The 9,440-nt window shown below is 52.3% G+C and carries 11 protein-coding genes and 1 pseudogene; 6 read left to right on the top strand and 6 right to left on the bottom strand.

Going from position 1 to position 9,440, the window contains the following annotated elements; translation table 11 throughout:
- From ACLQ7H_RS13760 to ACLQ7H_RS13775, 4 genes and pseudogenes are all read right to left on the bottom strand, one after another.
- A pseudogene (locus tag ACLQ7H_RS13760) lies at window positions 1-93 on the bottom strand (superoxide dismutase [Cu-Zn] SodC2); the annotation flags it as partial.
- A 435-nt stretch (window positions 94-528) separates the two neighbouring features.
- A complete protein-coding gene (locus tag ACLQ7H_RS13765) occupies window positions 529-1,425 on the bottom strand; it encodes an aldo/keto reductase family oxidoreductase (protein WP_411753154.1) in 897 nt (298 codons plus the stop codon).
- Window positions 1,426-1,534: 109 nt separating this feature from the next.
- Complete coding sequence (locus tag ACLQ7H_RS13770; RefSeq protein ID WP_411753155.1) at window positions 1,535-1,774, bottom strand: DUF1289 domain-containing protein; 240 nt, start codon at window positions 1,772-1,774, stop codon at window positions 1,535-1,537.
- Window positions 1,775-1,795: 21 nt separating this feature from the next.
- The gene (locus tag ACLQ7H_RS13775) at window positions 1,796-2,725 is read right to left on the bottom strand and encodes a LysR substrate-binding domain-containing protein (protein WP_411753156.1); all 930 of its coding nucleotides are present in this window, start codon (window positions 2,723-2,725) and stop codon (window positions 1,796-1,798) included.
- 138 nt (window positions 2,726-2,863) lie between these two features.
- Between ACLQ7H_RS13775 and ACLQ7H_RS13780 the strand changes: the two genes are divergently transcribed.
- From ACLQ7H_RS13780 to ACLQ7H_RS13795, 4 genes are all read left to right on the top strand, one after another.
- Window positions 2,864-3,505: an NAD(P)-dependent oxidoreductase gene (locus tag ACLQ7H_RS13780; protein ID WP_411753157.1), complete on the top strand. Its 642-nt coding sequence runs from the start codon at window positions 2,864-2,866 to the stop codon at window positions 3,503-3,505.
- 122 nt (window positions 3,506-3,627) lie between these two features.
- A complete protein-coding gene (gene eptA, locus ACLQ7H_RS13785; RefSeq protein WP_411753158.1) occupies window positions 3,628-5,259 on the top strand; it encodes a phosphoethanolamine transferase EptA in 1,632 nt (543 codons plus the stop codon).
- Between the two features lie 161 nt (window positions 5,260-5,420).
- Window positions 5,421-6,026 carry a TetR/AcrR family transcriptional regulator gene (locus ACLQ7H_RS13790; RefSeq protein WP_411753159.1) on the top strand — a complete coding sequence of 202 codons (606 nt, stop codon included), beginning with the start codon at window positions 5,421-5,423 and terminating at the stop codon, window positions 6,024-6,026.
- 82 nt (window positions 6,027-6,108) lie between these two features.
- Entirely contained in the window at window positions 6,109-7,206 is a 1,098-nt protein-coding gene (locus tag ACLQ7H_RS13795) for an alkene reductase (RefSeq protein WP_411753160.1), read from the top strand.
- A gap of 147 nt (window positions 7,207-7,353) precedes the next feature.
- Here ACLQ7H_RS13795 and ACLQ7H_RS13800 read toward each other — a convergent pair whose 3' ends face one another.
- Together ACLQ7H_RS13800 and ACLQ7H_RS13805 are read right to left on the bottom strand one after the other, a co-directional pair.
- Window positions 7,354-7,725 carry a hypothetical protein gene (locus tag ACLQ7H_RS13800; RefSeq protein WP_411753161.1) on the bottom strand — a complete coding sequence of 124 codons (372 nt, stop codon included), beginning with the start codon at window positions 7,723-7,725 and terminating at the stop codon, window positions 7,354-7,356.
- Complete coding sequence (locus ACLQ7H_RS13805; RefSeq protein ID WP_411753162.1) at window positions 7,725-8,081, bottom strand: tlde1 domain-containing protein; 357 nt, start codon at window positions 8,079-8,081, stop codon at window positions 7,725-7,727. Before ACLQ7H_RS13805 ends, ACLQ7H_RS13800 begins: the two co-directional genes overlap by 1 nt.
- A gap of 385 nt (window positions 8,082-8,466) precedes the next feature.
- Between ACLQ7H_RS13805 and gloA the strand changes: the two genes are divergently transcribed.
- The gene (gene gloA / locus ACLQ7H_RS13810) at window positions 8,467-8,874 is read left to right on the top strand and encodes a lactoylglutathione lyase (RefSeq protein ID WP_021178093.1); all 408 of its coding nucleotides are present in this window, start codon (window positions 8,467-8,469) and stop codon (window positions 8,872-8,874) included.
- A 69-nt stretch (window positions 8,875-8,943) separates the two neighbouring features.
- A partial coding sequence (gene rnt / locus ACLQ7H_RS13815; protein ID WP_411753163.1) for a ribonuclease T occupies window positions 8,944-9,440 on the top strand: 497 nt, incomplete at its 3' end.

Below are 9,440 nucleotides of genomic sequence, written 5' to 3' on the forward strand. Positions count from 1 at the left end.
GCCGGTCACCAGATTCATTTCGACATCAACCGTTGCCGCCTGCGCAACGCCACAGGCCATCAAACCCAATGCCGCACACCAATAACGTTTCATCACTCAATCTCCATGCGATAGTTATAGTCCTTAGGGAGTATATACCGAATAGATAATGCTACAGTGGCAAATAGCCATTAATCAGGGCAACCACCGATCCGATTATAACATTCTGTGACCCTCCTCCCGTTATTCCTTGGCATATTGCCACCCTCCGTCGGAGAGTGGCATTAACACAAAGGTACCCGCACCCGTTATTTCCTAAGCTGCAATCTTACTGATAACTAAAAGGAATATTTAGCCAAGGTAAGGTGATCGTTTTCACCCACCCTTTAATACTGAATGCGTTCTTTAACAAACGGTTGTCTGACTACTCATGGCAGCCAGGCCAAGGGGTGCAAGTTGTCACCTTGGCGTATAAAAACGAAACCTTCAGCGTTGTGCACGTGAAGTAGCGGCACAGGCTGGCACGTTGCCAGCCTTACCTAGCTCAACTTAAGGTACGTCGTAACCCAAAGCCGCTTTACGAATGCGGAACCACTGCTGGCGACTCAGCGTCAACTCTTGCGCCTTCAGGGCCGAACGTACGCGTTCGATCTTGCCGGAGCCGATGATTGGCAGCGGTGCCGAAGGCAGACGCATCACCCAGGCATACACCACCTGCTCAATAGTTTCGGCACCAATCTCTTGCGCCACCGTTTGCAGTTCATCGCGTAACGGCTGGAACTCAGCATCGCTGAACAGCCGCCCGCCCCCCAGGCAAGACCAGGCCATCGGTTTGATACGCAGCTGCTGGCATTGATCCAGAGTGCCGTCCAGGATCGCTGGCTGATAGATCGGGGATATCTCGACCTGGTTGGTCACCATTGAGAACGGCAGACGCGATTGCAATAAGGAAAACTGGGCTGGCGTAAAGTTCGAAACGCCGAAATGGCGCACCTTGCCGGTTTTATGTAGCGCCACAAAGGCTTCTGCTACCTCATCGGCTTCCATCAACGGATCGGGACGATGGATCAACAATAAATCCAGGTAATCCGTATGCAGGTGCGATAAAGACTGCTCTGCGCTGCGCACGATATGCTCGCGATCGGTAATGTAATGCCCGATCGGGTTACCCGGCTTGGCGGTGGTCGCGATACCGCACTTCGACACCAGTTCCATTCCCTGGCGCACCGAGGGCTGTAACTTGATAGCTTCGCCAAAGGCCTGTTCGCAGTCATAGCCGCCATAAATATCCGCGTGATCCGCCGTGGTCACCCCCAACTCAACGTGTTGCTTGATAAACGTCAGCAACTGTTGCGGCGACATGCCCCACTCCATCAAACGCCAGTAGCCGCAAATCATGCGGGAGAACTCAGGCCCAAGTGGTGCCAGCTTAATACGATTCAGCATTTTTAAACCTCATGACAGTAGTTAACGTCAGCATACACAAGCGCCCAAGGCGTAGGAAACGCCAAAGCGGCCTTAACGTGCGGCAGATCGGGAAAATTAAAAATAAAGCTTAAAACAGCGAAGGCTGCTCTGGCGGGATTTCTTCTGGCTGCTTGCCAGCACGTAGTGAGCGCAGGTAACGCTGGCGACACAGGCGCAGGACGTCCTTTTTCTGGACATCGGTCATTTGCATCCAACCAAAGCGCTCCTCGCGGCTGCGCAGGCAACCACGACAATAGCCGCGTTCATCGGTCTGGCAAATGCCGCGGCACGGGCTGGGGATATCAAAGAACTCGAGTTGCTGCGCCACACATCCTCCTGCATTGTCATGCTAATTGAAGACGTCATCGGTGCCATTGGCAAGTGGCTTTTCCCCATGACGGCGAAAATAATCGCGCAAATAGTGCAGCGCCTGGCGTGTTTTCTCCGGCAGAACCCGTTCCAGAGTCAGCGCATGCAACCGATAGGGCGCTGGCCGCCACTGTGGTAACAGGGCGATTAATTCCCCCCGGCGCAGTTCATCACCAATCTCATACAGCGGTTGACCGGAAATCCCCAGGCCATTGCGGGTAAAGGCCCGGATCACGTTCATGCTACCGCTGACAACCTGCCCCGAAGCCAGACGTAATTTGAATGTTTCACCCGTGTGGTGATGTAAGTCGAGATGTAGCCCGTGACCGCTACCGGTGATCCAGCGATGTTGCACCAGTTCCTGAGGCGTTTCTGGCACGCCGTGCTGGCTAAGATAACGAGGCGCGGCACAGAGCACCATGGGCCAGGCAGTCAATGGGTGTGCAATCAGGTTGGTATCTGCCAGTTGTAGATTCACACGCAGCGAGATATCCACCCGTTGCTCGATCATGTCCACTACCTGGTCGTCTGCCAAAATGCGCAGCGTCAGCTTTGGGTGCGCCAGCAGCAACGGAGCCAAAGCCTCCGCCAAGGGGCCGCTACCGATCCCGACGGTGGTGGCAATGCGCAGTTCGCCCACCAGCGTATCCCGCAGTTCTGCCAGCCGCTGCTCTGCGCGCTGTGCTTCCTGCAACATGGCTTCGCAGCCGGGATAAAAGGCCTCCCCCGCATCGGTCAGTGCCAAGCGGCGAGTCGAACGGTGCAATAACGGCACCCCCAGCGACTTTTCTAACGATCGCATATGCTGGCTGACCGCAGAGGGCGTCATCTCTAGCCGACGGGCAGCAGCAACAAAGGATCCCTCGGCCACCACGGTGGCAAATACCGCCATTCGATTCAGTTTGTCCATGATTATGAAGTTTTACTTAATCAAGAAAGCATGAATATGGCACTAATCAGCAGCATTGTTAAGACTTATAGTATTTCTACTGCGCCGCTACTGAATGGTACGGCAACCCGCTAAACAATGTTTCACAGGAGAGACCTTATGAAAGTCGTCATTATTGGAGCAACCGGTTTTGTTGGCCGCCGCGTAGTGGATGAAGCTTTGGCCCGCGGCCTGCAAGTGACCGCCATCGCCCGTCAGAAAAAAGACCTGCCGGATAATGCCAATCTCACCGTCGCCTTGGGTGACGTGGCCGACGGCCCGTGGTTGGCACAACAGTTAACTGGTCATGACGTCGTGATCAGCGCCTATAATCCAGGTTGGGCGGAAACGGATCTGTATGAGAAAACCGCCAAAGGTGCTCAGCAGATCCTGGCAGCGGTGAAACAATCCGGTGTTAAACGCCTGTTGTACGTTGGCGGTGCCGGTAGCCTGGAAGTGGCACCGGGCATTGAGCTGGTTGATACCCCGCAGTTCCCGGAAAACATTCGTCCAGGGGCCCAGGCGGTACGGGATTTGCGTAATGCGTTAAAAAAAGAAACCCAGTTGGATTGGACCTACCTTTCCCCTGCCGCATTGCTTGAACCCGGTAAGCGTACCGGCCAGTTCCGGTTGGGCACCACGCAATTACTGATGAAGGGTGATGCACCGGCCAATATTTCGGTGGAAGACCTCGCCGTCGCCATTATCGACGAAGTTGAAAAACCGCAGTTCATCAAGGCCCAGTTTACCGCCGCCTATTAATCGTCCGTAAGCGGCTGTGATCGTTGCAGCCGCTGACCTATCGCCCACTACCTCTAAGGTTATCTTAAGTTTCGTCTGGTAAATTTCAGCGCATTACATCATGGCAGGATCTAGATTTGGCAATGCGCTTACGTCAATTATTACAATGCAACAGCTTGGGTTTTATCCTGGCTTGCGCCCTATTCTTCACGATTTTCCAGAACCTGTTATTTATTCACCAGGCCTGGTCATATATCTCATTCGATAGCGTACACAGCGTTATTTTTGCGGCAACCATGCCGATAGTTATTTTTTGCTCCCTGAATATTATCTTCAGCGTGCTGACCCTCCCTTTTCTGCGTAAACCTCTGGTTATTCTGTTGCTACTCGGCAGCGCAGCGGCCAACTATTTTATGTTCAGCTATGGCGTGGTGATCGACGGCAACATGATGCAGAACGCCTTCGAGACCAACCCGCAGGAAGCGACGGCGTTGCTCACCCCTCGTATGGGGCTATGGCTGCTGTTGCTAGGCATTTTGCCTGCCGTTTTCATCTGCTTTGTACGCATCAATAAAACCCGCCCCTGGTGGTATATGCTGGGTCTGCGCGCGGCCAACGTGATGCTTTCCGTGGTGGTGATCCTGCTGGTTGCGGCGTTATTCTACCAAGATTACGCCTCGCTGATCCGCAACAATAAAAGCGTGGTGAAAATGCTCACCCCAAGCAATTTTGTGGCTGGCACCCTCAAGTACGCTCAGCACCGTTATTTCCACCAAAATCTGCCGCTGATCAAAATCGGTGAAGATGCCCATCTAGGTCCGGTGATTAGCGGCCAGACCAAGAAAACCTTGGTGATACTGGTGGTCGGCGAAACTGCCCGGGCAGAAAATTTTTCGCTAGGTGGCTACTCAAGGGAGACCAACCCCCGCTTGAAGCAGGACCATGTGGTTTATTTCAAAAATGCCAGTTCCTGCGGTACCGAAACGGCTATCTCCGTGCCCTGCATGTTCTCCAACATGCCACGCGGCGATTACGACGCCACCTTGGCCGCCCATCAGGAAGGCCTGCTGGACGTGATGGCTCATGCCAGTGTGAATCTGTTGTGGCGCGAAAATGACGGCGGTTGCAAGGGTGCCTGCGATCGTATCCCGCATATCGACATGACCAAGCTGAAACTTTCACAGTATTGCAACGGCGATGTCTGCATGGATAATGTGCTGCTGCATAAACTGGACGATTATATCAACGGCCTGCAAGGGGATAGTGTGATCGTTCTGCATCAGATGGGGAGCCACGGCCCGGCCTACTATCGCCGCAGTACGCCCGAATTACGTCAATTCTCACCGACCTGTGACAGCAACCAGATCCAGGACTGCACCCACGAGCAACTGGTGAATACCTACGACAATTCGCTGCTGTACACCGATGCCATGCTGGACAGCACCATCAAGCTGTTGCAGCAATACAGTGGCAAATTCAATACGGCGATGGTCTATCTTTCCGATCACGGTGAGTCGCTCGGGGAGAATGGTATGTACCTGCATGGTACACCTTATATGTTCGCGCCTTCGCAGCAGACCCACGTGCCTTTCCTGATGTGGATGTCGGCCGATTATGAACGCAATTTCGGCATCAATCGCCAATGCCTGCAATCCTTGGCGCAGACCGATAAGGTTTCACAGGATAATCTGTTCCACACCCTGTTAGGCATGCTAAACGTGCAGACGCAGCAATATCAGCCCGACCTGGATATTCTGCAGCGCTGTCGCAACTAGGCGGGCGCAGCATGCAGCGCCCCTACGGTATGAGGTCTTATGCAGCACCTCGATAAAATGTAAGTTGGTCGAAATGTTAGGCGTCTCAGCCGGGATTTTTTCCCGGTTTTTTTATCTGCGACTTGACCTAGACCAATCGGTCTATTATTCTCATTTTCATTATGACAAAACAGACGAATTGCAACGGGGATACCCGAGAACATCTGCTCGCTACCGGCGAAACCCTCAGCCTGCGCCTTGGCTTTACCGGCATGGGCCTCAGTGAGTTGCTGGCTACCGCTGGCGTGCCCAAAGGGTCGTTCTATCACTATTTTCGCTCGAAGGAAGCCTTCGGCGAAGCGATGTTGCAACGCTATTTTGCCCATTATGACGCTCAAATGCAGACGCTGTTTACCGACACCCGCAGCGATGCACGTAATCAGTTATTAAGTTATTACGCACAGGCTATCAGTTTCCACTGCCGCAGTGAGTGCCATAACGCTTGCCTGGCGGTGAAACTTTCCGCAGAGGTCAGCGATCTTTCTGAACCTATGCGCCATGCGTTGGAAGCGGGCACCAGCCGCGTGATTGGTCATCTGCAAGACGCGATAGAACGCGGGATCCGTGAAGGCTCACTGGCTATCACCATGAGCCCAGCGGCCACGGCGGAAACGCTGTATTCGCTGTGGTTGGGTGCATCGTTGCGGGCTAAAATCCGCCACTCGGTCGCCCCACTGACCTGTGCGCTGGAAAGTATCGAATTACTGTTGCGCCCAGCGCAACCATAACCCCCCTTTTTTTACCCGAAAGCCAGGTTAGCGATACTGTTAATCATCACTAGTCGACTGGTCTAATACTATAGGATGCACTATGAAGATTGAAAAACTGTTCTCTCCACTCAAAGTTGGCCACACCACCTTACCCAACCGTGTGTTCATGGCCCCGCTGACTCGTCTGCGCAGCATCGAGCCTGGTGACATCCCAACGCCGTTAATGGCGGAGTATTATGCACAGCGCGCCAGCGCAGGCCTGCTGATCACCGAGGCCACCCAGATTTCTTTCCAGGCGAAAGGTTATGCCGGAGCTCCCGGTCTACATACCCCAGAACAAATCGCCGCGTGGAAAAAAATCACCCAGGCGGTACATGACAAACAGGGTCATATCGCTGTGCAACTGTGGCACGTAGGCCGCATCTCCCACTCCAGCTTGCAGCCAGACCAGCAGGCTCCGGTCGCGCCTTCAGCAATCAATGCCGAAACCCGCACCACGGTGCGTGATGAAACCGGCGCCTGGGTGCGTGTACCAACCTCTACCCCACGCGCGTTGGAAACCAACGAAATCCCGGGGATCGTCAACGATTTCCGTCAGGCAGCGGCCAACTCACGAGAGGCCGGTTTTGACTATATTGAACTGCACGCCGCGCACGGTTACCTGCTGCACCAGTTTATGTCTCCGGCCTCCAACCAACGTACCGACCAATACGGTGGCAGCATTGAAAACCGTACCCGCCTGACGCTGGAAGTGGTCGATGCCAGCATTGCTGAAATCGGTGCCGATCGCGTTGGCATCCGTATCTCACCGCTGGGTCCGTTCAATGGCCTGGACAACGGTGAAGATCAGGAAGAAGCTGCGCTATATCTGATCGAAGAGTTGAACAAGCGCGGTATCGCCTACCTGCATATTTCCGAGCCGGATTGGGCCGGTGGCAAGCCTTACTCCACCGCGTTCCGCGATGCAGTAAGAGCGCACTTCCAAGGGGTGATTATTGGTGCGGGTGCTTATACGGCGGAGAAAGCGGAAGAGCTGATCGCCCAAGGCTTTATTGATGCCGTCGCCTTTGGCCGCAGCTATATCGCCAACCCAGATCTGGTGGAGCGCTTTAAACAACAAGCTCCACTCAACGAGCAGCGTACCGATTTCTTCTACGGCGGCGGTGCCGAGGGGTATACCGATTACCCAACTCTGTAAGTGAATTGAAATTGAAATTTACAGCCGGTTAGTAAAAACTCTAACCGGCTTTTTCTTGGTGACAATTATCGTTGCCAGATCTGACATGTACGTTTTTTATTTACGCTTTTCAGTAATTAATACTACTCAAGACTAAAATATATCGACTTACTGGTTTGATATCTCGATAAATGAAGGCTCACTCAGTGAACACTCTTCAGCCGATATTATCGCTGAAGCGATTACCGTCATTGGTGGTTTCTTATTGCCAACGAAAGGTATGGTGATTTTAATAGTCTGTGTGTATAGCTGGCCCCAATCTCCTAGCATAACCGGAACTCTTTTATCTTTAAGCGCAGTTCTCACCAACAAAGATGATGTGGCACGTTGCGGATCGAGTTCTTGGTTTTTGTTAACAAAGCTATCAATGGTCTTCTGCGCTGCCCAAGATTCAACCGCTGCGCAATAATCCAACGCCCTTGATGATGCATAACCAATGCTCGGCATAGCCAGAAGTGTAATAATAAGTATATTTTTCATCACTCTACCACCAACTCCCTATCGATTGAACTTTTGATTTCCCTTCGGGCGGAGGGACCAACAATGATACACCCCTCTGAGGCATTACCCGGATCGCTAATACTATCACCGTGAATTCTAAAGGCATCTCTACCATACATATGATTACCGCCAGAAGGTTCCAGAATTATTGTCATTGGGCCTTTAGAATTGGTATGACCACCGATGGTATATCTCCCACGAGGAATTGGCCCCTGCCCGCGCATCGACTCAGATAAAGGATTATTCTTGTTTAATCCCTTACCGCTATAACCACGCGCAATAAGAACTCCATCATGATATAACTCGCCTGAATACTGATGGTAAACCCATGTCATAAATACATCCTTATAAAAGTCATTAATATTCTAATGCACTGTAAATGGCGACAATACAAGTTGCAACAAATAACATTATCAATTTTAATTTCATGGTGTAAATAGCTCTGCAAAAATAAGATAACTAGTGTATTAGCTAAGCAAGATCCTTCTTATAGTTTTTCAATCTTAGATGCCATAGCGTTTTCGCTAAATTCTTCATCATAATGACAGTGTGTGTCGGTGGGCGCAGCATGCAGCGCCCCTACTCAATCAACATTGTGACACCGTAACCTACTACACCACCTACCGCACGCGTTGAAATGCCTTATGCGACAAGGCTATACTGTCTGACGCTGTTCAAGTCACCTGCCGTCAGCCGCGGCATATCCAATCAGAGGAAATTATGCGCTTACTCCATACCATGCTCCGTGTCGGCGATCTGCAACGCTCCATCGACTTCTATACCAAGGTATTAGGCATGCGCTTACTGCGTACCAGCGAAAATACCGAGTACAAATACTCGTTGGCCTTCGTGGGCTATAGCGATGAAAGCGAAGGCTCAGTGATCGAGCTGACCTATAACTGGGGCGTTGACAGCTACGACATGGGCTCCGCCTTTGGTCATCTGGCGCTGGGAGTCGATGATGTGGCTGCCACCTGCGACAACATCCGTCAGGCCGGTGGCAAAGTTACCCGCGAAGCCGGTCCAGTCAAGGGCGGCACCACCGTGATTGCCTTTGTCGAAGATCCGGACGGTTACAAAATCGAACTGATCGAGAATAAGCACGCAGGTCACGGCCTCGGTAACTGAGGTTGCTCCAGGGCGCATCCTGCGCCCTGCTTTCTATCTCCGCTGCACCAAGACAAGAAATTTGTCATAATGCGCGCTGAATTCGCTAAAGATAAGAAACTGATGGCCGAAAAAAGTGATCTTAACGCCCTGAGTGGCCGTTTCCGTGGGTTTTATCCCGTTGTTATTGATGTGGAAACCGCCGGGTTTCACGCTCAGACCGATGCGCTGCTAGAGATTGCCGCCGTCACGCTGAAAATGGATGAGAATGGTTGGTTACAGCAAGATGAAACGCTACATTTTCATGTTGAGCCGTTTGAAGGGGCGAACCTGCAACCGGAAGCGCTGGCCTTCAACGGTATCGATCCACATAACCCACTGCGTGGTGCAGTGAGTGAGTATGATGCGCTGCATGCGATTTTCAAAGCCGTACGTAAAGGCCTTAAAGATCAGGGGTGTAACCGGGCGATCATCGTGGCGCATAATGCCAATTTTGATCACAGTTTCCTGATGGCTGCCGCCGAACGTGCCAGCCTGAAGCGCAACCCGTTCCATCCGTTCGCCACCTTTGATACCGCTGCGCTTAG

The sequence above is a fragment of the Serratia sp. (in: enterobacteria) genome (genome assembly GCF_046715635.1).
Classification (GTDB): Bacteria; Pseudomonadota; Gammaproteobacteria; order Enterobacterales; family Enterobacteriaceae; genus Chania.

What these genes read in the sequence shown, in the direction of transcription:
- ACLQ7H_RS13765 (WP_411753154.1), bottom strand. Translation starts at nt 1,425, where the DNA reads ATGCTGAATCGTATTAAGCTGGCACCACTTGGGCCTGAGTTCTCCCGC.
- ACLQ7H_RS13775 (WP_411753156.1), bottom strand. Translation starts at nt 2,725, where the DNA reads ATGGACAAACTGAATCGAATGGCGGTATTTGCCACCGTGGTGGCCGAG.
- ACLQ7H_RS13780 (WP_411753157.1), top strand. Translation starts at nt 2,864, where the DNA reads ATGAAAGTCGTCATTATTGGAGCAACCGGTTTTGTTGGCCGCCGCGTA.
- eptA (WP_411753158.1), top strand. Translation starts at nt 3,628, where the DNA reads ATGCGCTTACGTCAATTATTACAATGCAACAGCTTGGGTTTTATCCTG.
- ACLQ7H_RS13790 (WP_411753159.1), top strand. Translation starts at nt 5,421, where the DNA reads ATGACAAAACAGACGAATTGCAACGGGGATACCCGAGAACATCTGCTC.
- ACLQ7H_RS13795 (WP_411753160.1), top strand. Translation starts at nt 6,109, where the DNA reads ATGAAGATTGAAAAACTGTTCTCTCCACTCAAAGTTGGCCACACCACC.
- ACLQ7H_RS13800 (WP_411753161.1), bottom strand. Translation starts at nt 7,725, where the DNA reads ATGAAAAATATACTTATTATTACACTTCTGGCTATGCCGAGCATTGGT.
- ACLQ7H_RS13805 (WP_411753162.1), bottom strand. Translation starts at nt 8,081, where the DNA reads ATGACATGGGTTTACCATCAGTATTCAGGCGAGTTATATCATGATGGA.
- gloA (WP_021178093.1), top strand. Translation starts at nt 8,467, where the DNA reads ATGCGCTTACTCCATACCATGCTCCGTGTCGGCGATCTGCAACGCTCC.